General features: G+C 58.0%; 20 protein-coding genes. 7 read left to right on the top strand and 13 right to left on the bottom strand.

The window, feature by feature from the left end:
* Positions 1-35 precede the first annotated feature (35 nt).
* Both RGM3321_RS01625 and RGM3321_RS01630 read right to left on the bottom strand, forming a co-directional pair.
* Positions 36-1184: an FAD-dependent oxidoreductase gene (locus RGM3321_RS01625; protein ID WP_244391264.1), complete on the bottom strand. Its 1149-nt coding sequence runs from the start codon at positions 1182-1184 to the stop codon at positions 36-38.
* A gap of 39 nt (positions 1185-1223) precedes the next feature.
* Positions 1224-1391, bottom strand: coding sequence for a rubredoxin (locus RGM3321_RS01630; RefSeq protein WP_244391265.1), 168 nt, complete (start codon positions 1389-1391; stop codon positions 1224-1226).
* 186 nt (positions 1392-1577) lie between these two features.
* Here RGM3321_RS01630 and RGM3321_RS01635 point away from each other — a divergent pair, with 186 nt between their 5' ends.
* The 5 genes from RGM3321_RS01635 (at position 1578) to RGM3321_RS01655 (ending at position 6708) form a co-directional block, all read left to right on the top strand.
* On the top strand, positions 1578-2138 hold the full coding sequence (locus RGM3321_RS01635; RefSeq protein WP_244391266.1) for a chorismate lyase: 561 nt from the start codon (positions 1578-1580) through the stop codon (positions 2136-2138).
* Positions 2138-3028 carry a 4-hydroxybenzoate octaprenyltransferase gene (gene ubiA / locus RGM3321_RS01640; protein WP_244391267.1) on the top strand — a complete coding sequence of 297 codons (891 nt, stop codon included), beginning with the start codon at positions 2138-2140 and terminating at the stop codon, positions 3026-3028. The genes RGM3321_RS01635 and ubiA overlap by 1 nt, the downstream gene beginning before the upstream one ends.
* 168 nt (positions 3029-3196) lie before the next feature.
* Complete coding sequence (gene phoB, locus RGM3321_RS01645) at positions 3197-3886, top strand: phosphate regulon transcriptional regulator PhoB (RefSeq protein WP_002555882.1); 690 nt, start codon at positions 3197-3199, stop codon at positions 3884-3886.
* A gap of 60 nt (positions 3887-3946) precedes the next feature.
* Positions 3947-5269, top strand: a complete 1323-nt coding sequence (gene phoR / locus RGM3321_RS01650; protein WP_279613873.1) for a phosphate regulon sensor histidine kinase PhoR — start codon at positions 3947-3949, stop codon at positions 5267-5269.
* A 98-nt stretch (positions 5270-5367) separates the two neighbouring features.
* The gene (locus RGM3321_RS01655; RefSeq protein WP_002555884.1) at positions 5368-6708 is read left to right on the top strand and encodes a hemolysin family protein; all 1341 of its coding nucleotides are present in this window, start codon (positions 5368-5370) and stop codon (positions 6706-6708) included.
* 155 nt (positions 6709-6863) lie between these two features.
* On the opposite strand, the gene RGM3321_RS01660 is transcribed toward RGM3321_RS01655, so the two are convergent.
* The 9 genes from RGM3321_RS01660 to RGM3321_RS01700 all read right to left on the bottom strand — a co-directional run bounded on the left by RGM3321_RS01660 (position 6864) and on the right by RGM3321_RS01700 (position 22163).
* Positions 6864-7766, bottom strand: coding sequence for a M23 family metallopeptidase (locus RGM3321_RS01660; RefSeq protein WP_244391268.1), 903 nt, complete (start codon positions 7764-7766; stop codon positions 6864-6866).
* Between the two features lie 160 nt (positions 7767-7926).
* Positions 7927-12582, bottom strand: coding sequence for a deaminase domain-containing protein (locus RGM3321_RS01665; protein ID WP_244391269.1), 4656 nt, complete (start codon positions 12580-12582; stop codon positions 7927-7929).
* A gap of 174 nt (positions 12583-12756) precedes the next feature.
* A complete protein-coding gene (locus RGM3321_RS01670) occupies positions 12757-13653 on the bottom strand; it encodes a response regulator (RefSeq protein WP_244391270.1) in 897 nt (298 codons plus the stop codon).
* Between the two features lie 203 nt (positions 13654-13856).
* Positions 13857-14618, bottom strand: a complete 762-nt coding sequence (phoU, locus tag RGM3321_RS01675) for a phosphate signaling complex protein PhoU (protein ID WP_002555887.1) — start codon at positions 14616-14618, stop codon at positions 13857-13859.
* Between the two features lie 70 nt (positions 14619-14688).
* Positions 14689-15522 carry a phosphate ABC transporter ATP-binding protein PstB gene (gene pstB, locus RGM3321_RS01680; protein WP_244391271.1) on the bottom strand — a complete coding sequence of 278 codons (834 nt, stop codon included), beginning with the start codon at positions 15520-15522 and terminating at the stop codon, positions 14689-14691.
* 66 nt (positions 15523-15588) lie between these two features.
* On the bottom strand, positions 15589-17205 hold the full coding sequence (gene pstA / locus RGM3321_RS01685; protein WP_170947386.1) for a phosphate ABC transporter permease PstA: 1617 nt from the start codon (positions 17203-17205) through the stop codon (positions 15589-15591).
* Positions 17206-17274: 69 nt separating this feature from the next.
* On the bottom strand, positions 17275-19560 hold the full coding sequence (locus RGM3321_RS01690) for an ABC transporter permease subunit (RefSeq protein ID WP_244391272.1): 2286 nt from the start codon (positions 19558-19560) through the stop codon (positions 17275-17277).
* Between the two features lie 143 nt (positions 19561-19703).
* Positions 19704-20705 (bottom strand): phosphate ABC transporter substrate-binding protein PstS, encoded by a 1002-nt coding sequence (locus RGM3321_RS01695; RefSeq protein WP_244391273.1) that lies wholly within the window; start codon positions 20703-20705, stop codon positions 19704-19706.
* 168 nt (positions 20706-20873) lie between these two features.
* A complete protein-coding gene (locus tag RGM3321_RS01700; RefSeq protein WP_244391274.1) occupies positions 20874-22163 on the bottom strand; it encodes an MFS transporter in 1290 nt (429 codons plus the stop codon).
* Positions 22164-22594: 431 nt separating this feature from the next.
* Between RGM3321_RS01700 and RGM3321_RS01705 the strand changes: the two genes are divergently transcribed.
* Together RGM3321_RS01705 and RGM3321_RS01710 are read left to right on the top strand one after the other, a co-directional pair.
* Positions 22595-22996 (top strand): acyl-CoA thioesterase, encoded by a 402-nt coding sequence (locus RGM3321_RS01705; protein WP_003378389.1) that lies wholly within the window; start codon positions 22595-22597, stop codon positions 22994-22996.
* Positions 22997-23087: 91 nt separating this feature from the next.
* A complete protein-coding gene (locus RGM3321_RS01710; RefSeq protein WP_244391275.1) occupies positions 23088-23999 on the top strand; it encodes a D-hexose-6-phosphate mutarotase in 912 nt (303 codons plus the stop codon).
* 25 nt (positions 24000-24024) lie between these two features.
* Here the strand turns inward: RGM3321_RS01710 and RGM3321_RS01715 are convergent, their stop codons facing one another.
* Together RGM3321_RS01715 and RGM3321_RS01720 are read right to left on the bottom strand one after the other, a co-directional pair.
* Entirely contained in the window at positions 24025-24558 is a 534-nt protein-coding gene (locus RGM3321_RS01715; protein ID WP_244391276.1) for a DUF3299 domain-containing protein, read from the bottom strand.
* 82 nt (positions 24559-24640) lie between these two features.
* Complete coding sequence (locus RGM3321_RS01720) at positions 24641-24886, bottom strand: GlsB/YeaQ/YmgE family stress response membrane protein (protein WP_002555896.1); 246 nt, start codon at positions 24884-24886, stop codon at positions 24641-24643.
* Positions 24887-25247: the final 361 nt, after the last annotated feature.

Below are 25247 nucleotides of genomic sequence, written 5' to 3' on the forward strand. Positions count from 1 at the left end.
AAAATACGTGGCCTATCCGACAAAATGACGCGAAATCATGCCAATAACGCAGGTAAAACCTTGTTCAGTGCGAGTTTTTCCATAACAGCCGCACCGGTCAGCGCATAGCCGAGCAGATTACCGTCCGCGTCATGACACAGCGCCTTGATATCAGCCCCCTGCCCTTCGACACTCCAGCGGCCATCGGTACCACGCGGTGGTGGCGAAACCACCAGCGGGCAGGCTGGCGTCTTTACCGTGATCGGCATGGGGCCATATTTTACGGCAGTTGGCGTTCCGGCCAGCGTCTGGGCCAACGCCCGAGCGCAGCTCATCAACGGCATGACGTAGAGCAGGTTGAGGCCATCGACTTCAGCGCAGTCGCCCAACGCATGGATATTGGCGTGGGAAGTTTGCAGCTGGCGATCCACCAGAATACCGCGCCCCGTCTGCAAGCCCGCGGCAGCGGCCAGATCGATGCGTGGGCGCAGGCCAATGGCCGAAACCACCAGGTCGCAGTCAATCACCTGCCCGTCCGACAAATGCGCTTGCAGGCCCTCACCACTGCGATTCAGGCGGGTCAGCACCGGACCCAGGTGGAAACGTGCACCCAGGCTTTCAAGGCCGGTCTTTACCGCAGCCGCAGCGGCAGGTGGCAACAGGGTTGGCATGACCTGCTCGCACGGCGCGACAAGATCCACTTCATAGCCACCCAGAATCAGGTCGTTGGCAAACTCGCAGCCAATAAGCCCGGCCCCCAGAATCAGAACCCGACGCTTTCCCGCCGCAGCCGCTCGAAAACGGGCGTAGTCCTGAAGGTCGTTGATCGGGAAAATCGCATCGCCTGCGTCACCTTCCACCGGTACGCGGATGGTTTCAGCCCCCCAGGCCAGCACCAGATCGCGGTAGTGAACAGCTTCTTCACCGATCCACAGACGCTTGTGGCCAGGGTCGATCCCACTGATCCGCGTATGCGTGCGAATTTCAGCCTTGAGCTGATCGGCCATTGCACCAGGCTCGGCCATGCTCAACCCGTCGGCTTCCTTGTTTTTGCCAAAGCCGGTGGAAAGCATTGGTTTGGAATAGGACCGGCCATCATCGGCCGTGATCAATAGCAGCGGCGTGTCTGCGTCCAGTTTGCGAAACTCTCGGGCGAGGTTGTAACCCGCAAGGCCGGTGCCGATGATGACCACAGGTGCGCTCATTGTTCTTCCCTATTCATTACTTTTTTCTGCTCGCCGTTATCAGCCGATTTCGATCATCTCGAAGTCCATTTTGCCCACACCGCAATCCGGGCACAGCCAGTCTTCCGGCACATCCTGCCAAAGCGTACCTGGCGCAATCCCGTCATCCGGCCAGCCGTCGGCTTCGTTATAGACCAGGCCACAGACGATGCATTGCCACTTCTTCATGTTCGGTTCTCTCGTTTATCAGGCTGAATAGCGTACGACGGTCGATTGCCGTCTGAACGGGCGTTGTACTGATCGGCAGGCCCGGATGCAAGTCTGATTCTATAACCGGACGTACTACCGGCGGTCGGTCAGTGCCTGCAATCATGCTAAGCTCGCGGCCTCGTTGGCTGCCGGAACTGGCTTACCGTGACCCAGCAATCCCCCGCATTCATTGGTCCTGTCTGGCTCAAGCGCGAGCAATTGATCGATGCGCCCGAGCCGATAATGCTCGACTGGTTGTTCAATCAGGACTCTCTCACACGCCGGCTGGACCGTTTGTCTGATGGTGGTTTCAGCGTATTTCCGCAGTTCGAAGGCTGGCAGGCTTTGCGCCGTGATGAGTGTCTGGCGCTGGGCCTGCCACTTGCCAGCGAAGGCTGGGTGCGCGAGGTGTACTTGCGCGGTAATGACAGCAACTGGGTATTCGCTCGCAGTGTCGCCGCCCGCAGCGCTTTGCAGGACGGTGGCCTGAATATGGATGAGCTGGGCACTCGCTCGCTCGGTGAGTTGCTGTTCAGCGACCCTGCGTTCGCGCGCGGCACCCTCGAAGTGTGTCATTACCCTGAAGCCTGGCTGCCTGACGCCGTTGCAGCTTGCGGACTATGGGCACGCCGCTCGCGATTCAGTCGTGGTGCGTTGAGCGTGCTGGTCGCCGAAGTGTTCCTGCCCGCTCTGTGCAATACGATCCATGACAAGGACCCTGTCTGATGTACCTGTCCCTTCTCAAATCCCTCAATCGTCTTAGCCCCCGCGCCTGGGATTTTATCCAGCTGACACGTATCGACAAGCCCATAGGCATTTACCTGCTGCTGTGGCCAACGCTGTGGGCGGTCTGGATTGCGGGCAAGGGCTCGCCGTCGCTGAAGACAGTGTTCATCTTCGTGGTCGGAGTATTTCTGATGCGCGCGGCAGGCTGCGTGATCAATGACTTCGCCGACCGCAAGGTGGATGGCCACGTCAAACGCACCGAGCAGCGTCCTCTGGTCAGCGGCAAAGTCAGCTCACGGGAAGCGCTGGTGCTGTTTGCGGTGCTGGTCGGCTTGAGCTTTGTGCTGGTGCTGTTTACCAATGCGACGACGATCTGGCTGTCGTTCGGCGGTCTCGCCCTGGCTGCCTGCTATCCATTCATGAAGCGCTACACCTATTACCCACAGGTGGTGCTGGGTGCCGCGTTTTCGTGGGGCATGCCAATGGCATTTACCGCAGAAACCGGCGACCTGCCAGCTGCTGCCTGGCTGCTGTACATCGCCAACCTGCTATGGACCGTGGGCTACGACACCTATTACGCGATGGTCGATCGTGACGATGACCTGAAAATCGGCGTGAAATCCACTGCCGTACTGTTCGGCGATGCCGACCGGGTGATCATCCTGACCCTGCAAGGTCTGGCGCTCGGTTGCCTGATGCTGGCCGGTGCGCGCTTTGAATTGGGTGCGTGCTTTTACATAGGCCTGCTGATAGCAGCAGGATGCTTTGCCTGGGAATTCTGGAGCACCCGGCAGCGCGAGCGGGACGCCTGCTTCAAAGCCTTTTTGCACAATCACTGGGCCGGGCTGGCGATATTTTTGGGTATCGTCGCCGACTATGCTGTGCGCTGAAAACAGCCACCGCCAGACTCCTTCCTACTGAAATAAACGCAGAATCTCAAGGCCCGTCGACCTCCCGAAACCTGTCGGCGTGCTAGCCTCACCCACACCTGTCACACGACTGCAATAATTCCGTTATCTAATGCGCCCCAAGACAGTTAAATGACAAGAGGTTCGAGCATGGCTGGCAGGAGCATCCTGATCGTTGACGACGAAGCGCCTATTCGTGAAATGATCGCCGTTGCGTTGGAAATGGCTGGATACGACTGTATTGAAGCCGAAAACTCTCAGCAGGCCCATGCGATTATCGTCGACCGCAAACCTGACCTGATTCTGCTCGACTGGATGCTGCCTGGCACATCCGGCATCGAACTGGCCCGTCGCCTCAAGCGTGATGAACTGACCGGGGATATCCCGATCATCATGCTCACTGCCAAGGGTGAAGAGGACAACAAGATCCAGGGCCTGGAGGTCGGCGCTGACGATTACATCACCAAGCCTTTCTCGCCCCGCGAACTGGTGGCGCGCCTCAAGGCCGTGCTGCGTCGTGCCGGCCCGACTGACGGCGAAGCACCTATAGAAGTCGGCGGTCTGCTGCTCGACCCGATCAGCCATCGCGTCACCATCGACGGCAAACCGGCTGAAATGGGCCCCACCGAATACCGTCTGCTGCAATTCTTCATGACCCACCAGGAGCGCGCCTACACACGTGGCCAGTTGCTGGATCAGGTCTGGGGCGGCAACGTCTACGTCGAAGAGCGTACGGTCGATGTGCACATCCGCCGCCTGCGCAAGGCCTTGGGGGATGCGTATGAAAATCTGGTACAAACCGTGCGCGGCACTGGCTATCGTTTCTCGACCAAGAGCTGACAACCGCTGCGTCGACGCAAGGCAATGGCCAGTGCAGACCAGACAAGGATTTACCCTTAATTGAATCAAAATTGGCACGGCACCCTGATACGCCACATGTTGTTGCTGGTCACCGCCTGCCTGTTGGTCGGCTTGATCAGTGGGCAGTATGGCTGGAGCCTGGCCACCGGCTTGGGCCTGTATCTGGCCTGGACCCTCAAACAACTGCTGCGCCTGCATGACTGGCTGAGCAGTCACAAGGCTGATGAGCCTCCTCCGGACGGTTATGGTCTGTGGGGCGAAGTGTTCGACAGCATCTACCATCTGCAACGCCGTGATCAGCGTGTCCGCGGACGCCTCCAGGCAGTCATCGACCGGGTACAGGAATCCACCGCCGCCCTGCGCGATGCCGTGATCATGCTCGACAGCGAAGGCAATCTGGAGTGGTGGAACCGTGCCGCTGAAATCCTGCTGGGTTTAAAGACGCCGCAGGACAGTGGTCAGCCCGTGACCAACCTGGTTCGGCACCCGCGCTTCAAGGAGTACTTTGCGCTGGGCGACTACAGCGAACCGCTGGAAATCCCCTCACCGACCAATGATCGCTTGCGCATTCAGTTGTTGATTACCCGTTACGGCAACAACGAGCACCTGATGCTGGTGCGCGACGTGACGCGTATCCATCAGCTGGAGCAGATGCGCAAAGACTTCGTCGCCAACGTGTCCCATGAGTTGCGCACGCCGCTGACGGTGATCTTCGGTTATCTGGAAACTCTGCTCGATAACGTGGACGAGGTCAATCCACGCTGGGTGCGGGCGCTGCAACAGATGCATCAGCAAGGCGGGCGCATGCAGACGCTGCTCAACGACCTGCTGTTGCTGGCCAAGCTCGAGGCCACCGATTACCCATCGGACAATCACCCGGTGCGGGTCAATACCTTGCTCAAGACCATCACCGCCGATGCCAACGCTTTGTCGGGCAGCAAAAACCAGCAGATCCACCTGAGCCTGGAAAGCGATATGCGCCTCAAGGGCAGCGAGAGCGAACTGCGCAGCGCGTTTTCCAACCTGATCTTCAATGCCGTCAAGTACACCCCGGCAGAAGGCATCATCCGTATCCGCTGGTGGGCCGACGAGCGGGGCGCGCACCTGAGCGTGCAAGATTCGGGGATCGGTATCGAGACCAAACACCTGCCGCGCCTGACCGAACGTTTCTACCGGGTCGATACCAGCCGCGCATCGAATACCGGCGGTACAGGGCTTGGTCTGGCCATTGTCAAACATGTGCTGCTGCGCCATCGCGGCAACCTTGAAATCAACAGTGTTCCCGGCAAGGGCAGTGTTTTTACCTGTCACTTTGCCAGCGGCCAATTGTCCAAACCCTTGAACGACGATTCAGACTACTAGGCAATCGCGCCTTGAGCCGCTACATTGCCGGGTTCATAGCGTCTTCTCTGGCGTGACATTACCCTCTTCTGTTAATACGGACCCTGCAAAACCCCATCATGGACCCTTCCCCTAGTTTCAACCTGTCTTCACTCTTCGCCGATTTCGGCATGATTCTTTTTGCTTTGTTCCTGGTCCTGCTCAACGGCTTTTTCGTTGCGGCAGAGTTCGCCATGGTCAAACTGCGCTCGACCAAGGTTGAAGCCATTGCCGACAAGAACGGCTGGCGCGGGCACATTCTGCGCAAGGTACACGGCCAGCTGGATGCCTACCTTTCAGCCTGCCAACTGGGTATCACCCTCGCCTCCCTGGGCCTGGGCTGGGTCGGCGAGCCGGCGTTCGCGCATCTGCTGGAGCCGTTGCTCGCAGCGTTGGGCGTCGACACTCCGGAGCTGATCAAGGGCGTGTCGTTCTTCACTGCGTTCTTCATCATTTCCTATCTGCACATTGTCATCGGCGAACTGGCCCCCAAATCCTGGGCGATCCGCAAACCGGAACTGCTGTCGCTGTGGACAGCGGCCCCGTTGTACTTCTTCTATTGGTTGATGTACCCGGCGATCTACCTGCTCAATGCCAGCGCCAACGCCATTTTGCGCATCGCAGGCCAGGGTGAACCCGGTCCGCATCACGAACACAGCTACAGCCGCGATGAGCTGAAACTGATTCTTCACTCCAGCCGTGGCCAGGACCCCAGCGATCAGGGCATGCGCGTGCTGGCGTCTGCTGTCGAAATGGGCGAACTGGAAGTGGTCGACTGGGCTAACTCCCGCGAAGACATGGTGTCACTGGACTTCAATGCGCCTCTCAAGGAAATCCTCGCCTTGTTTCGCCGCCACAAATTCAGCCGTTACCCGCTGTATGACGCTGAACGTGGCGAGTTTGTCGGCCTGCTGCACATCAAGGACCTGCTGCTGGAACTGGCGGCACTGGACCACATCCCGGAGTCGTTCAACCTGGCTGAACTTACCCGCCCTCTGGAGCGTGTTTCGCGACACATGCCGCTTTCGCAGCTGCTGGAGCAGTTTCGCAAGGGCGGCGCGCACTTCGCCGTGGTCGAGGAAGCCGACGGCAAGATCGTCGGCTACCTGACCATGGAGGATGTGCTTGAAGTGCTGGTGGGCGACATCCAGGACGAACATCGCAAGGTGGAACGCGGCATTCTCGCGTATCAGCCGGGCAAACTGCTGGTGCGGGGCGATACACCGTTGTTCAAGATCGAGCGTCTGCTGGGCATCGATCTGGACCACATCGAAGCCGAGACACTGGCCGGTCTGATCTACGACACACTCAAGCGCGTGCCAGAAGAAGAAGAGCAAATGGAAGTCGAAGGCCTGCGCATCATCATCAAGAAGATGAAAGGCCCGAAAATCGTCCTGGCCAAAGTGCTGAAGCTGGACTGACCCTATCAGTTTCACCCCTTCATGAGCGGACGCAGAGCGTCCAGAACTGCATACCCACGCGGAGCGTGGGCACGATAGGTGCTCTCCCGAACGTCTATCGTTCCTCACGCCAGCGTGGGCACGATAGTCAAGAAATGCAAGGTCCGCTCCAGCAGTCAATTTCCGCCGACGGCGAAGTTGGGCAGGCTCTGCACCGGCCTGGCGAACTCGTAGGGGACCGATACCAGATCATGGCCCGAGTTGCGTTGCACGACAAAGTGCAGATGCGGGCCGGTGCTGTTGCCGGTATTACCCGACCGCGCCAGCGCGGCTCCGACGCTGACCCGCTGACCTTCCCTGACACTCACCGAACCGCGCATCAGGTGCAGGTAGACGCCCATCGTGCCGTCGTCGTGCAGAATCCGCACAAAGTTGCCTGACGCATTCGCCCCCCTGCCTGACTGGCTGTTTTCGATCTTTACCACCGTACCGCCGCGTGCGGCGATGATCGGTGTGCCTTCGGGCATGGCAATGTCCATCGCATAGCGACTCTTGACGCCGTAATGACTGTATTTGCCATTCGGCCCCTGCGTCAGGCGAAACGGTCCGCCGATCCACGGCAAGGGGTATTTATAGGCCTGCACCGAACCTGTGGGGTCGCCCAGGGTTGAAGTCAGCACCGAGGCGTAGTTCATCGGCTTGCTCCCCACTTTAGGGCTAAGCACCACCACGCGTTCGTTACTGCGCGCAGGGATCGTGCGCCGCAGCGTTGCTGACGAGCCAGAGACACCCAGCACGTTGGTCACACTGGAAAGCTTGAGTTCGACCTCGACCGGCGCGTATAGATCGTTGCGCACGTACAGGCTGTGCACGCCCTTTTCGCGTTTGACACTCAGGTGCACCTGGCCGTCGATACGCTCGACCATCCGGTCCCGAAACACCATGACCGATGCGCCGGGCGTTGGCCGGTCCGAGAACGACACCACGCCATCGGCATCGGTGAATTTATAGATCGTGACTGCCCCGGCCGACTGCACAGTCAACGTCAGGATAAACAGGATAATCAGGCGTTCAAGCATCAGAGACGTTCGGGTTCAAGGGCACTGGGTGCCAAGCCTAGCAGCCTTGCAGGCAGAAGAGGACTCGGCGGTATCAATCGGACATGAATAACGCGCCAGACAACCCACGCCAGGCATAAGACGCGCAGCGTCGTTGCAACACTGCGCGAGGTGAATACAGTCAGACAGCTTGATAAGGCTTCAGGTAAGTCACAGAAAATTGCGCATCCGGGAAGTCAAGCTTCAGGCGAGGCAGAACGAAGCCGCCACAGGAACGGCAAGTGTCCATCACAGTAAACACCTTGATATGGGTCAGCTTGGTCGCTGCCATGTCTTCTTTGAAGATCGTCGCAATCAGCCTTTCCGAATCGAGGTGACGCCCGAATGTCCTGACGACCAGATGATCGACGTCCCTGATCACCGGCAGGCTGGTAAAACCCGGGTCAGGCTGACGCCCTGCCATGCGGGCCCGCGCATCGCGATAAATCACGCCATCAATGACGCACTCGGTACTCTCGGCGACATCCAGTTGCAGCTTCAGGTCTCGGGCCTTATTACCACCGGAAAGCGCGTAGTACACAACCCGCTCGCCGGACTCGGTATAAGCCTGCAGGAAAGACAGATTAGCGCCCCTGACTTGCCTCATTATTTTTTTGGATGCCTTGGGCGTCACGATACTCCCCAGATTCAGTTTCTCCCATTTGACCGGAGAGCCTTGTGTGGGCAGCAAATGATTGAGCACTTCAACAATGTGCTGCTGCTCGGGCAGGGTTCGCTGAGTGATTTTCTTGAAATCCGGAATACTGTTCCTGGCCAGCTCAACGAATCTCTTCTGGATCTCTTCGCCAGACATGATATTGGCAGCAAACCTCAGAAGATCATTCGGCTCCTGATTGGCCGTGCGCCATTGCACGTATTCATCATAGTTTGTAACTAGCTTTCCCCAGGACACGCTCCATTTATCCCTTGACGAGTCGTCCAATAGGTCAAACAGCAGGCGTGCAATATTTTTCTGATCCTTCTCGGCATCGGGAAACTCAAGAACCAATCGATACTGTTCGGAGACTCTGATGTACTCATTGATCTGCGCGACGTCGGTGACACGGGAGAACTTCAAGTTCAGCGGGGCCCCAGAGGCAAGAGCCCTGTAAAAAACGCCAGTGTCTGGCTCGACAAATATCCACGACGCGTTATCTATATCCAGTCGGATACCCCGCAGGGTCCGGGCATCCCCGATGCCCAAAGCGATAGGTCCGAGCTCGATCACAGGTATGTGTACATATATCCAGACCGCATCCTGGATCGGGAAATTTTCCGGCAGACCCAACAGCCCCTTCTCCGTAAGTGCGCCGGGAAACTCTGGCAGATAAACCGGGGTTGCGGGCAGCGCAAAGAGTGCCAGCTCGGCTTCCGAAAGCGGTGCAACCACTTTTCCGGCAGGTATTTGCGCCGAGGTTGAAGCCGATGGTTCAGCAGGATCAGCCCATTTGCAGAACTTGCCTTCATTGACGAATACATCAATGTCCGGGATTGCGGAGTCGGCACCCAGCGAGAATCTGGCCAGAGCGAATTCACGAGCGTCCATGGCATTGCTCGGGTATTTGCCAGTGCGTATCGGGGACGTAGAGCCATCGCTGATTGGCTCTGGCGCAGGCGTTTTCAACTTAACACCGTTGGTGCAGGGCGCCTGTATCAGGTTACGTCTAACCCGGCAGATATTTTCGACTTCCTGCAATACTCCAGAGCGTAGAGAAAGCTTCTCGACCGCCAACTTGCGCAATGCGGCATCAGGCGCGCTGGTATCGAGATGGTAGATCTGCTGGTCAACGAGGATATCGAATACCCCCTCTTCCCTCTCGATGGTCAGCACGTTGCAGCCTTCAACAATGCGTATCTCGAAGGCACCGTCATCGACCGGGATTACTGGCGCGATGACCGGGTAGTGATCGGGGCCTATACGCTCCTGCGCTGAAAAAATTGAAAACTCCGTGAGGTTATCGTGTGACAAGGGCGTCAGCCTTTTCCCGAATACTGCGCCGGATCGAGGATCGGACAGCCTGAAGTCAGGCTCTTGCGCTGTACTGACATCGCGCACAACCACATCACTTCTGCCATCGACCATTACGATCCTGTCCACAGACTCCACGCTCACAGGCAGTGGAGTTGCCAGGCTGTCGGCTAGTCGATACACGCCCTTGTCCAGACCGAAGACGGTATCGAGCACTGACTGCGATGAAAACACGGCGCGTAGCGACGGCACCTCCTCCAGCAACGCAGACCAGCCATGCGGACCGAGTTTCAACCCGCAGCGCCCGAGGTCTCGCACCGTGAACACGCCACTCTGCTCTGCCAGCCCGACGATCAATTTGCCGACCGCCTTGCTGGCGAGCCTGGCAACCGACTCGACGCTCATTTCGCCAGCCCGCAGGATTATTCGAGCCGTCGAACTGGCTAACTGCCCCAACGGAATCAGCGCAAAGGCCATATCCATCACGCAGCCGGTTATCACGCCGCTCGACCGGTCACCGTCTGCCAGATCCTTGATACAGCCATAAAAAGGAATGATCAGGCGGGCAGCAATATCGGCGTACTCGCGTTCGTTCGCCCAGACTTTTTCCCATTCGGTTTCGTGCAGATGCAGCGCCTTGCTTTGCTCAAGAAAACGGGCAAGCAAGTGTCCTGCGGCCTGGTTCGCCAGGTTTTCCAGAGCGCTCTGCTGATCGGCAGCTACGTGGTAGATCAAGTCTGCAGAAGGGATCAGCGTCCCTTGCTGCGGCCGGTTACAGGCGGCCGAGGAGCGCGAAACAGCCCCCGTGAGGTAAGCGTCGCTGTCCATTGGCCATAAGGGTGTAACACTGGCCTTTTCGATACGCCGCTGGTGCGCCTCTTTGCGTTTGAAGGCTTCGGTGATAGGAATAGTGCCTGACCACGTGACACCCTCGACCTTATAGGTGAACGCCTGATGCGCCTCCCCGGCCACACCAGCGGCCGGTATCAGTTCGAAAAAGCGTTCGCTCACGGAGTGACCGTGAAAGTCACTGCGACGGTCGCCTTCCTGGCAGCGAATAAAGAGCCCCTGCGTACCCTCCTGCGCGCCGAATCGCACCCGGCTGACCTCGCAGGTCGAGCTCAACAGGGTATTTCGATGTTGCACCTGCATTTCGCACAACAATCGCTTGATAATGCTGGTTTGTGCACTGACCAGCGATTTCTGAAACAGGTCGAATGCACTGGCGTAGGCATCGGGAATCGCAGGCTGCCCCTCGATATACACCTCGCCCATCATCACCAGTTCGACAACCGACGCTTGAGGTCTGCCAGCAGCCATCAAGCGATCGAAGGAGTAGGACGCTATTACCGTGAACCCGTGCTCCTGCAAAATCGGCCAGTGATCGATTTTTATGCTCTGATCCCAGAGCCTGGGATCGACGCCGGCTTTCTCCAGCATCTGCTGCGCCAGCTTTTTACGGTCTGGCGGTTTTATTCCCAGCAGGCTGTTCAGTTCACCAGCGTGCAACGTCTGCTGAGCGTTCAGGTGCGCCAGCGCCTGACCGATCTGCTCGGCACTTGCCTGATGCACATCGTCAGCCCCCGACCATTGAATAACGCTCTGTGCAGTGGCGTAGCGCAAGGCCGGGACAACCAGCGTTCTCGCCCACAAGGCATGAACCCCGGCATCGCTCGACTGAGCCAGGTCGACGCTGACCCTGACCAACTCGTCATACGGGGTTATTTGCGAAAGGCCTGGCGTCAGCGCTTCGACCAGCGCAACGCCGTGGATGAACGCGACACTTTGCAACGAGCGTCCGTATTGAAGATGATCGGGGACGTTCGCTACCAAAAGCTCAGGCATCGCCTCGCGTAAAAACAGGTAACACAGCATGTCGAGGGTGCTTGAGAGTGCATCTGGATAGTGCGCGCGAACCAGCTGACGAACCCTGTCGCGAATCTGGATGTGGCTGTACTCGCATACCCATCCGCGACGCAGGGCCGTTTCCAGCGACTCGCCATTGAGCTGCACGGTCACCGCAACCTGATCAGCAATCACACGCCCGGCAAGCGCCTGCGTGATGCGTGGCGATGCCTGTTCACCAGGACGCCCTCCGTACCAGTCCATGTAACCGAGCAGCGGGGCGAAGACAGATTGGAACTGGGCGGTCTGGCTCAAAGCATGCCAGGTGTCGTGGGGGCTGAACCGCAGGAAGCTTTCTTTGCCGTCACGCTCGCACAACAGTTCGATACCCGATTGCTGAAACAGGTAATCGAGGTGCCGCACCGTGCTCCAGCTATTCAGCGACGGGACATCTACATTCAGGCTCTGGGCGTTGGGCAACGACGCGTCGGGTTCCGCGCTTGAATGCAACACCGGCATCAGCAGCACGGCAGCAAGCGCTATCAGTGACTCGAACGATAACCTTGAATGCTCGGACCTGAGGCTGATCGCCAGCGAAAGCGCGCGCATACCCGGTGCTTTGGTTGCGTCCTGGATGGCTGCATCCAGCCAGCGCGCTTTATCGGGATTAACCACATGGGTCGCTATCTTGCGCAGATATTCGGCCCGGGTATTCAGTGACATGGCTGTCGACGGATCGACCTGCAGTTCGCGGTCTTCGTTATGGCGTATTGCTGTCAGCCTGAGCGCTAGCGACGCCTGTACTTCAGGCTTGGCCAACTGCTGATCGAGCGAACTCAGAAGGGTTTTATCGTGGTACTCGGCAACCGGTGTGAGGCCGACAAGAGCTTCGCAGAACAGGCCCAAAGCGGAGCGACTGGTTACGACGAGCGCAGCATGATCAGTTGCAAAGTCGGGGGTTGATTGCAGCGGGGTTGAAGTCATTGGGTAGCTTTCCAGTAGGTATTTGCATTTTCATGCGACTGGAAAAACTAAATAGAACCTCGCGCCACCGCGAAAGAAGCGCATCTGCATAGAGTACGCAGGAAACAACATCGCTGACTGTAGGGCGCATGCCAACGCGAGCGCCGGCATGCCAGTCAGCAGCAGGAGCGTGTATCAGGCTCCAGGGATAAAGTGCTTCTGAGCGGTGCCACGTGCGATCAGACGCGACAGGTAGTCGAGCTTCTGCGCATCCTGATCGACAAAGCGGAAAGTCACTTGCAGCCATTCACTGTCAGGCTTCTGCTCGAACGCGGCAACGGAGTGCAGGTAGCCATTCAGTCGTGCGACCTCGTTGCTCTCGCCTTGCTCAAGGTCCAGTACCGCGCTGTCGAGCACCTGTGGCAGGTTTTCGCTGACGCGTATGACCAGTGTGGCGTCTTTCAGCGTCAACGCCTTTATCACGCACGGCTGAATGCCGTTGGGCAGGCGCAACTGGCCCTGTCCACGACCGGCAGGCTCCGCCGATTTGGCTGCAACCGGCTGTGCTTTGGCGATACCAGCAGGCGCTGCTGCTTGTGCTGGTGCTGCGCGAACCACTTCGGCCTTGCCGCCAGTCAATGCACTGAGCGAGTCATTGAGCGGCGAGTTCATGCGTGCCGGAGCTGTGGACATCACCGCATCAAGCTTGCCGACCTTCGCCAGAGCCTTCTTGACCTTGGTCAGCAACTGCTCGTTGGTGAACGGTTTGCCGACAAAATCGGTCACGCCGGCCTGAATCGCCTGCACGACGTTTTCCTTGTCACCACGGCTGGTCACCATGATGAACGGCACGGTTCTCAGGTAATTGTCCTGCTCGCGGCACCATGCCAACAGCTCCAGGCCGGACATCTCGGGCATTTCCCAGTCGCACAGAATCAGATCGAACGACTCTTTGCCCAGTAACGCCTGAGCCTTGCGACCATTGACTGCGTCCTCGGTATGAATCCCGGGAAAATAATTGCGCAGCCCTTTCTTGACCAAGTCGCGAATGAAAGTCGCGTCATCCACCACCAATACACTGACCTTACTCATCGACGCTCCTGCGGGCGTGTTCACCTGGAGGCGAACTGCGGTATGCCAACACGCCCTTTGTTTCGGCAAGCATAGCGTTGACCAGTGGCCAACTGCCATATTGATTGACTGCGCCGCGACATTTAATCCGCAGGCGACGGGAATACTCGTCTGCACAACGAAAAACGCCCAGCGCATGCTGGGCGTTTTTCTCGCAGGCAATCTTACTTATCGTCAGCGTCGCCCGGAACATTAGCGGTTTCGCTCGATATACCCTGTACTTCTTCCTTCATGCGCTTGAGCCCCATGTGCCGCACGTCGGTGCCACGCACCAGATAAATCACCAGCTCGGAAATGTTGCGTGCATGGTCGCCGATACGCTCCAGAGAGCGAAGCACCCAGATGACATCAAGCACACGGGAGATAGAGCGTGGATCTTCCATCATGTAGGTCGCCAGCTCGCGCAGGGCGGTTTTGTATTCACGGTCGATGGTCTTGTCGTACTGCGCGACCGACAGGGCCAGCTCGGCGTCGAAGCGCGCGAACGAGTCCAGGGCATCGCGCACCATGTTGCGCACCTGATCACCGATATGACGAACCTCGACGTAACCGCGCGGTGCTTCGCCCTCTTCGCAAAGTTTGATGGCACGGCGGGCGATTTTGGTGGCTTCATCCCCGATGCGCTCCAGGTCGATCACCGACTTGGAAATGCTGATGATCAGGCGCAGATCGGAAGCCGCAGGCTGGCGACGGGCCAGAATGCGCAGGCATTCTTCGTCGATGCTGCGCTCCATCTGATTGATCCGGTCGTCGACCTCGCGAACGCGCTGGGCAAGACCGGAGTCGGCCTCGATCAGTGCCGTGACAGAATCGTTCACCTGCTTCTCGACCAAGCCACCCATTTCGAGCAAATGGCTGCGAACGTCTTCGAGTTCAGCGTTGAACTGTTGGGAAATGTGATGCGTATGGCTGTCTTTGTGGATCATGCTGGGTGTCCTTTGAACGTCCGGTTAATTGCGAAAACGCAGCGGTGGTTCAGGTCTGACGAAGCACGTCCTAGCCGTAACGACCGGTGATGTAGTCTTCTGTCTGTTTTTTTGCCGGGTTGGTGAACAAGGTATCCGTATCACCGAACTCGACGAGTTTGCCCATGTACATAAACGCGGTGTAATCCGACACCCGAGCCGCCTGCTGCATGTTGTGGGTAACGATCACAATGGTGTATTTCGATTTCAGTTCGTAGATCAGTTCTTCGACCTTGAGAGTCGAAATCGGGTCAAGCGCCGAACAGGGTTCGTCGAGCAGCAGGACTTCTGGCTCCACGGCGATCGTTCGGGCAATGACCAGACGCTGTTGCTGCCCTCCGGACAAACCCAACGCCGACTCATGCAGTCGATCCTTGACCTCATCCCAGAGCGCAGAGGCTTTCAGCGCCCACTCGACAGCTTCATCGAGTACGCGCTTCTTGTTGATACCCTGAATGCGCAGGCCGTAGACCACGTTTTCATAAATCGTCTTGGGGAACGGGTTCGGCTTCTGGAACACCATGCCAACGCGCCGACGCAATTCAGCCACTTCCTCGCCTTTGGTGTAGATGTTGTGACCGTACAGGTTGATCGCGCCTTCAACGCGGCAGCCATCGACCAGATCGTTCATGCGATTGAAACTGCGCAACAGGGTCGACTTGCCGCAACCGGAAGGACCGATGAACGAGGTCACCTTCTGCTTGGGGATATTCAGGGCAATATCGAACAACGCCTGCTTGTCGTCATAGAACAGATTCAGACCTGGCACTTCGATAGCCACGGTCTCGTCGGCCAGATCCAGGCGCTGCTTGTGACGCCTCAGTGCCGACATGTTCATGCCATTGGTCGGGCTTTCATGCTGCATGGATTGCTCCTGTGCGAACGATTCGCTTCATCGAACTGCCGCGTTTGCCAAAGGGCGAATTCGGGATCAATTGTCGAGCGCCTTATATTTTTCCCGCAAATGGTTACGGATACTCACCGCAGAGAGATTGAGCAAGGCGATGACCAGCACCAGCAACAGCGCGGTGGCGTAGACCAGCGGGCGTGCCGCTTCGACGTTGGGGCTCTGGAAGCCAACGTCGTAAATGTGGAAACCCAGGTGCATGATCTTCTGATCGAGATGCAGATAAGGATAGTTGCCATCCAGCGGCAGCGACGGGGCCAGTTTGACCACGCCCACCAGCATCAAGGGCGCAACTTCCCCGGCAGCACGCGCCACCGCCAGAATCAGGCCGGTCATCATCGCCGGGCTGGCCATTGGCAATACAATCTTCCACAGCGTCTCGGCCTTGGTCGCGCCCAGCGCCAGCGAGCCTTCGCGCAGGGTCAGCGGAATACGCGCCAACCCTTCTTCGGTGGCCACGATCACCACCGGCACGGCCAGCAGCGCCAGGGTCAGCGAGGCCCATAACAGGCCTGGCGTACCGAACGTCGGGGCTGGCAGCGCTTCAGGAAAGAACAGCCGGTCTACCGAGCCGCCGAGCACATAAACGAAAAACCCGAGGCCGAACACGCCGTACACAATCGCTGGTACACCGGCCAGGTTGTTCACGGCAATGCGAATCAGCCGGGTAACCGGCCCCTGACGCGCGTACTCGCGCAGGTAAACTGCGGCCAGCACACCGAACGGCGTCACGATCACCGCCATGATCAGGGTCATCATCACCGTGCCGAAGATGGCCGGGAAAATCCCCCCTTCGGTGTTGGCTTCGCGAGGGTCATCACTGAGAAATTCCCACAGTTTCTGGAAGTAGAAACCCAGCTTGGTAACGGTGCCCATCGCGTTGGGCTGGTAAGCACGCACCACTTTGCCCAGGCTGAGTTCGATTTCTTTGCCATTGCCATCGCGTGCCGTCAGGCTGTCGCGATCAAAAGCCTCATGCAGGCCATCCAGGCGCCCCTCGATAACCTTGTAACGCGCGTCCAGCTCGGCACGTTCTGCTGCCATGTCAGCTTGCGCAGCAGCATCGAGCCGGCCATTGAGTTCCAGCTTGCGGGCCTGCAGACGCAGGCGCTCAATACCGTGATTGATGGCCCCGATGTCTTTCTTTTCCAGAATGTAGAGTTCGTCAGCCAGCTTCTCGACGCGCTTGATGCGCTCTTGCAGAATCGGCCAGGCAGCTTCGCCTTGTGCCACTATCCGGCCGTCCTCTTTGACGTTGACCAGATAGCCGTAGAAATTGCCCCACTCCCGGCGCTCCAGAGTCATCAGCTCGGCAGGACGGCTCTGGTCGGTCAGCCAGTCGCCCACAACCCAGGTGAAATCGCTGGGGTTGAGGTCACGGTTGCCGACCTTGAACAGCTCACGGGTCATGAACTCAGGCCCTTGGTCAGGCACCGGCAGGCCCGCGCTTTTCAGACGCGCGCGGGGGACCTGTTCCTGCTCGACCCGCTCACCGACCAGCACACTCGATTCCTGATTGGGCACCGCATAACGTGCAACCACCAGATCAGCGGGCCAAAAGTGCCCAAGACCCCGCACGGCAATCACCGCCAGCAGGCCGATGGTCATGATGACAGCGATGGATACGGCACCCGCACTCATCCAGACGCCAGGGGCGCCGCTTTTGAACCAGCTCTTGAGGGAGTTCCGCTTCACCAACGCCTACCTTCCTTACAACGCCGAGTATTGCTTGCGCAGTCGCTGACGAATCAACTCTGCGAGGGTGTTCATCACGAAGGTGAACATCAACAGCACCAAAGCCGCCAGAAACAAGACCCGATAATGGCTGCCGCCTACTTCCGACTCTGGCATCTCCACCGCGACATTGGCCGCCAGTGTGCGCATGCCTTCAAACAGATTCATGTCCATGATCGGCGTGTTGCCGGTCGCCATCAGCACAATCATGGTTTCCCCCACCGCCCGACCCATGCCGATCATCAAGGCCGAAAAAATACCCGGGCTGGCGGTCAGAATGACTACCCGTGTCAGGGTCTGCCACGGCGTCGCGCCCAGCGCCAGAGAACCCAGTGTCAGGCTGCGCGGCACGCTGAACACGGCGTCTTCGGCAATCGAGTAGATGTTGGGGATCACCGCGAAACCCATTGCAATGCCGACCACCAATGCGTTGCGCTGATCGTAGGTGATGCCCAGTTGGTCGCGGATCCATGTGCTCATGTCGCCGCCGAAGAACCAGCTCTCCAGGTGCGGGCTCATGCTCAGTGAAAACCAGCCCACCAGTAGCACAACGGGAATCAGGATCGCGCCTTCCCAGCCATCGGGCACGCGCAGGCGAAGCGAATCAGGCAGACGGGTCCAGAAAAAGCCCGCCAGCAAAATGCCGATTGGCGTAAGCAGCAGCAAGCTGAAGATGCCCGGCAAATGGCCTTCCAGGTACGGCGCCAGAAACAATCCGGCAAAGAAACCAAGAATCACCGTCGGCATCGCTTCCATCAACTCAATCACCGGCTTGACCTTGCGGCGCATGCCCGGCGCCATGAAGTAGGCGGTGTAGATCGCGGCAGCTACGGCCAGCGGCGCGGCCAGCAACATGGCGTAGAACGCCGCTTTCAGGGTGCCATAGGTCAAGGGTGCCAGGCTCAGCTTCGGCTCGAAGTCGGAGTTGGACGCCGTGGATTGCCAAACGTACTTGGGCTCGTCGTAATTCTCATACCAGACCTTGCCCCAAAGCGAACTCCAGGAGACTTCCGGGTGCGGGTTGTCCAGCGCCAGCGGCAACAGCTTGCCAGCGCTTTCGATCAGAACACGGTTGGCACGCGGTGATAACGCCAGAATGCCGGGACCGTCAGTTACCTTGTCGATCAGCAAGGTTCGGTGCGCGGTGCTGTGGAACACGCCCAGCCTGCCCGAGGCGTCCAGAGCAATGAAGCCCTTGCGCCGCTGTTCAGCCTTGATCTGCTCGATAGGTGCGCTGCCCATTTTGAAGTCGCGGATGCGCATCAGGCGCTGCTCGCCGTCAGTGTCACGGGCCATGAACCACTGGGAGATGCTGCCCTTCGAGTTGCCGATGATCAGCGAAATACCGCCGACCAGTTGGGCACTCGCCGTGATCTCGGCGTTACCGTCTTCCAGCAATTTATAGCGGCCATTGAGGGTACGGTCGCGCAGGCTGAACACATCCGCCTGGGCGCGACCATTGATGACATACAACCATTGCTGGCGCGGGTCGATGTAAATCGCTTTAACGGCGGCTGACATCTGCGGTAGCTCGATGCGCGTCTGCTCACGCATCATCTCGCCGGTCATCATGTTTTCTTTCTGCTCGAGCGAGATAACGTGCAACTGAGTACCGGTAGACCCTGCCAGCTTGAGGCTGTCGCCATCAGCACTGACGGTCACATGCTCGACTGCGCGACCGTCCTCATCCAGCACCAAAGGCGCTTCGCCGTAGGGCCAGGCCACGCTCGGGGTGATGGTTTTCTGGTTGTTCGGATAGGTCGTCAGGTACGAGTGCCTGAACACCAGCACCTGGCCATTGGACAAGCCCAAAGCTATTAATGGTGCGCCGGGCTGATCCTTGCCGATGGAAGCGACAGATACGCCAGCGGGCAGCGGCAAGGTAACCCTATGCAGTTCTGCGCCATCCTTGACGTTGAAAAAGATGACTTCGCCCTTGTCGGAAATGCGCATCCCGATCTGGTTCTGCTCTTCAATTGCGATCATCAACGGCGCGCCCGCATCCTGCATCCAGGCGGTATTCAACACGGGTTCGGAGGTAAGGCTTGCGCCTTTGAAGAGCGGCGCGACGACGTAGGTCAGATAGAAGAAGATCAGTGTGATAGCTGCCAGAACGGCAAGGCCACCGATAGCAACGTACCAGTGAGTAAGACGATCCTTGAACGCACGGACACGACGCATTCTCACCATCGCAGGCGTATTGAAATCAATACGCGCTGGGGGCGAACTCTGATCCATCGAAGATTTGAACAGCTCATTCATGCGCACACACCGTAGACGCCTTGTATGACAAAAACATTACAGCAAGGTGACGCAGAAAAGCCCGCTGCCCATGAGTCCGGCGGCGGACTGATCAATTTGTGTGCAGGCCAGTCCATTGAGCCTCGCTTGCAAGCTGTACGTGACTACTTTTTTACTGCCAGGCCGCTCGCATCCTGCAGGCCGAGATCGGCAAGTGTCTTTTCCACCACACGAGCAGGCAGCGGAATGTAACCGTCTTTCATCACCACTTCCTGGCCCTGTCTGGACAGCACCAGTTTAACGAACTCGGCTTCCAGCGGTGCCAGAGGCTGATTGGGCGCCTTGTTCACATAAACATAGAGAAAGCGCGACAAGGGGTAACTGCCATTCAAAGTGTTGGCTTCGCTGTCTTCGACAAACTCGCCCCCCTCCTTCTTCGCCAGCGGAACGGTCCTGACATTGGATGTCTTGTAGCCGATGCCCGAGTAGCCAATGCCGTTAAGCGAATTGCTGATGGCGCTGACCACCGAGGCGGAACCGGGCTGTTCGTTGACGTTGGCCTTGAAATCGCCTTTGCACAGGGCTTCTTCCTTGAAGTAACCGTAAGTGCCGGACACCGAGTTGCGACCGAACAACTGAATCGGCTTGCCTGCCAGGTTGCCACTCACACCGACATCACCCCAGGTTTTCGCATCCGCTCTGGCACCACACAGTCGGGTCGCAGAAAAGATTGCGTCCACCTGCTGCAGGGTCAGGCCCTTGATCGGATTGTCCTTGTGCACGAATACGGCCAATGCATCCACAGCGACCGGAATAGCGGTCGGTTTGTAGCCGTGCTTCTGCTCAAAAGCCGATAATTCGCCGTCTTTCATCCTGCGGCTCATGGGCCCCAGATTGGCCGTGCCTTCGGTCAGCGCAGGTGGCGCTGTGGAAGAGCCAGCCGCTTGAATCTGGATGTTAACGCTTGGGTATTCTTTCTTGTAGGCCTCGGCCCACAGGGTCATGAGATTTGCCAGGGTATCGGAGCCGACACTGGAGAGATTGCCCGACACACCGGAGGTCCTGGTATAGGCCTTGATGGCAGGGTCGACGGCAGCCAGCGTATTGGCTGCCATCACGCTGGCGGCAACCCATGTCAGTGCAGCCATCAAACGCTTGAGTGTCATCCTTGCGCTCCTGGCAGGGTATGTAGGTGTTCACAAGCCTTTTCGGGCCAGTCTTGTGACTACTCTATGAATTGATTATGACAATAAGATGAAAAGGCTATCGCCCTTCGCAGGGAGATAGCCTTTCGCTGTAGCGGATGCCTTGAGCGTTTTACCCGCTGGTGCTGATCAAAGCTTTCTGGTCAGTAAAAACACGCCGATTGCCATGCCCAGGCCGCAGAGAATCGCGACATACCAGGCCGGGCCCATTGGGCTGCTCTTGAGCATGAACGTCACCACCATCGGCGTCAGCCCCCCGAAAATGGCGTACGCCAGATTGTAGGAGAACGACAGCCCGGAGAAGCGCACCACGGGCGGGAAAGCCTTGACCATGACGTAAGGAACCGCGCCGATAGTGCCGACGAACAGCCCTGTAACGGCATACAGCGGGAACAGCACCTCTGGATGGCTGCCAAGGACGTGATAGAACGTCCAGGAACTGATCAGCAAACCTGCGCTGCCCAACAGAAACACCCAGCCGGCGCCAAAGCGATCCGCCAGGGCACCCGCTGCGATGCAACCCAGACTGAGAAACACGATGGCCAGACTGTTGGCCTTCAGCGCCGTAGCGGCCGGAAAGCCATAGATGGTTTGCAGAATGGTCGGCGTCATCAGGATCACGACGATGATGCCGGCCGAGAGCAACCAGGTCATCAGCATCGATAGTGCGACGGCACCACGATGATCACGCAGCACCGCCTTGAGCGGCACTTCTTCAGCCAGCGCCTTGCGCAGCTGCAGTTCGGCGAACACCGGCGTTTCGTGCAACAGACGACGCAGATAAACCGACATCAGGCCAAACACACCGCCCAACAGGAAAGGGATACGCCAGGCGTAATCCGAGACTTCGACCGGGGTATAAATACTATTGATCGCCGTGGCGACCAGCGAGCCCAGCAGGATGCCCGCTGTCAGCCCGGCTGTCAGGGTGCCGCAGGCATACCCGACACGACGAGCGGGTACATGCTCGGAGACGAATACCCAGGCACCCGGCACTTCACCGCCAATTGCAGCACCCTGAATGACGCGCATCAAGAGCAGGAGAATCGGCGCCCACATGCCGATCTGCGCGTAGGTCGGCAGCAAGCCCATGATCAGAGTCGGCACCGCCATCATGAAAATGCTCAGCGTGAACATTTTCTTGCGCCCCAGCAGATCGCCGAAGTGCGCCATGATAATGCCGCCCAGTGGCCTCGCCAGATAACCGGCGGCGAAAATGCCGAACGTCTGCATCATGCGCAGCCAGTCAGGCATGTCCACCGGGAAAAACAGCTTGCCGACCACCGCCGCAAAAAACACGAAAATGATGAAGTCGTAGAACTCCAGCGCGCCACCCAGAGCAGACAGCGAAAGGGTTTTGTAATCGCTGCGGGTCAAAGGCCGCGCAGGCTGCGTGGAACTTGAAGGAACAGATGACATGACAAGGCTTCTCTTTACTTGTTCTTTAAAAAGGGGCAAGCGACAGCAACGCTGGCTGCTGCGGGGTGCCGTGCAGAAGCGATTGTCGAGGGCAAAGGCGCAGATAGGCACCAAAATTGCGTGTACAGGCAGTCTTGTCACCTGTAGAGGTCCAGCAAGATAGCAAATTGCTCTCAAAAACACATGTCAAGAACTGCATCATTACAAAATGGAAACCCGACGGTCGTTCTATGACGCAACGCCCGATATACTCGCAAGCCGTCAGCAGCACTGGGAAGTTGTGCGAAAACGTCTGAATCAGCGGGTTTCGCAGAGTTTCTCTATGGGCCACACCGGCGCTGGACACACAATGTTCATGCGCATGGTTTTGAATGGCGCCTGTTAACCGCGGCATACAATAATGAGAGTCATGGGTCAGAGGCACCCTAGGCATGATCGAGCTCGAACAAGAAGATCCAACTCCGCAAGGCGACCTCGCACTGCAAATTACCGCCCTTCCCCGCGAAACCAATGGCTTTGGCGACATCTTCGGCGGCTGGTTGGTCTCCCAGATGGACCTGGCGGGTACAGCCATGGCCAGTAAAGTGGCCGGCGGCCGTGTAGCGACCGTTGCGATTGATCGCATGGCGTTTCTGGTTCCGGTCGCGGTTGGCGAACAGCTTTCCTTCTATACCCGTACCCTGGAAGTCGGACGCACCTCGATCAAGATGATGGTCGAAGTGTGGAGCGATGACCCGGTCACCAGCGAATGGCGCAAGGTCACTGAGGCCGCATTCGTGTTCGTGGCCATAGATTCCAGCGGGCGGACACGCTCGGTTCCCGCACGACGGTAAATGGTTGCTCGGCCCAGTGATGGCTGCACGGTTAAACTCGTCACGCGTGAAGCGGTCTATTTTCGTCACGGTCATTGAGTGAGAACTTTGCATGCCAACATCCACGGTTGAACCCAACGTTGAATCTGTCCAGTACGACGAACTGAACTGCTGGCGCATTCGCCACGGAGAAGCAGAGCTGCTGGTTGCTCAGCAGGGCGCACATATCCTCAGCTATCAAGTGGCCGGACAGCAGCCTCTGGTGTGGCTGAATGAAGAAGCCGTTTTCAAGCAAGGCAAACCCATTCGCGCGGGCATGCCCATCTGCTGGCCGTGGTTCGGTAACCTGGAACGCAACCCGCAAAGCGTGCAGGCAATGCGCGACAGCAGCGAACCCGCCAAGGCGCATGGCGAAGTGCGAGCGCTGGATTGGCAGTTGCTGGGTATCGGAGCAGATGTCGATGCACTGCTGGTGGAGTTCGTCCTTCCCCAGGCCGAAGGCCACCTGCCAGGCTGGCCGCACAACGTCGCCCTGAAACTCAGCATCCGTCTGGACCATGCCCTGAACGTCAGCCTGGTCAGCTACAACTGCGGCACAGAACCTGTCGTGATCAGCCAGGCGCTGCACACCTATTTCGCCGTCAGCGATGTTCGTCAGGTCAGCGTCGAAGGGCTCGACGGCCTGCGCTACATCGAAACCCTGGCAAACTGGGAAGAACGCGAACAGGCGGGCGACCTGACGTTCACTGGCGAAACCGACCGTATCTACAAGGATACGCCGGGTGTACTCAGCATCGTTGACCCCCAATGGCAGCGCCGCATCCACATCCGCAGCACCGGCTCGACATCAGCAATCCTGTGGAACCCGTGGATCGAGAAAACCGGCAAATTCACCGACATGGCAGCAGATGGCTGGCAGCGCATGGTCTGTGTCGAAACGGCCAACGTGCTGGACGACGTGGTGACGCTGGCCCCCGACCAGATGCATATTCTGGGTGTGAGTATCTGGAGCGAGGCGCTCTGATCGAAATTTGATCAGAGATCTGCCATCAAAGGTCCGATTCAACCACCACACGGACCTTTGACGCATCCATCGCATACGCTGCATCAGCCAGATCGTTACTGACCTTCTCGATTTTCAGGGTGCCTTCTACCCACAGTGGTGTGTAGATATCATCCAGTTTCAAGCCTTTGGGGTAACGCACCAGCACCAACTGGTTAGGCGGTGGTGGCGGAACATGGATGCAGGCGCCTGGGTAAGGCACGATGAAGAACAGCGTACTGCGGCCCTTGGCATCGGTTTCCAGAGGCACAGGGTAGCCGCCGAGACGAATCGTCTTGCCGTTCATTGCCGGGACGGTTTTGGTCGAATACATGACCGCTGGCAGACCCTTGCTCTGCTTCAAGCCACCCTTGCTGTCAAAGGTGCCCATCGCTTCCGGAGAATTGTGGTCAATCTCGGGCATGGCTTCGAGGGCTTTTTGATCGGACTTGGGCATCAACTCAAGCCAGTCGGTTTCCGGCAACTGGGCGTGTGCAAGCCCGGATAGCAGCAGAAGAGTCATCAACAAGAAGCGGCGCATGATAAAGCTCGGCAAAGGAGGAAGAGTTGCCGCGCATTCTAGCCCTCTGTGCCGCGCAGAACAGAGGGCTGAACATTAAACGTTATTTCTTTTTGATCATGCCGTAGATAACCAGCAGGATGATTGCACCTACCAGCGCACCGAGGAAACCTGCACCTTCGCCCGCCTGATAGATACCCAGCGCCTGACCACCGTAAGTGGCCGCGAGCGAGCCGGCGATACCCAGCACGATGGTCATGATCCAGCCCATGCTGTCGTCGCCCGGCTTCAGAAAGCGAGCCAGCAGACCAACGATCAGGCCGATAAAGATGGTTCCAATGATACCCATGCCATTTCCCTCTGTATTAAGTGAATATGCCTGGGCTAATGAGCAGCCCCGGCCTACTGCTATCTGAGAACAGCGACAGGGAATGGTTCCGGCGCGATGGCGAGTTTGAGTCGAGGTGGAGAATTCTTCATGAATGACGGGGCTGAACCGACCTGAGCTGAGGCCAGGCGTCTCGAACGGCGCTGCAACGCAGAAGCATAGGCACGACAGTTAAAAACGCTCGTTCCGTACGCTCTGTGGACTGCCCCCAAGAAGTTGGACACCAATCCGACCTAATGGGGGTGTTCAAATGGCCAAGTATTCAGAGCAATTCAAACTCACCGTCGTCAAAGCGTACCTTGAAGGCAACATCGGCTTTCGT

This window comes from Pseudomonas sp. RGM 3321, from assembly GCF_022836805.1.
Lineage (GTDB): Bacteria > Pseudomonadota > Gammaproteobacteria > Pseudomonadales > Pseudomonadaceae > Aquipseudomonas.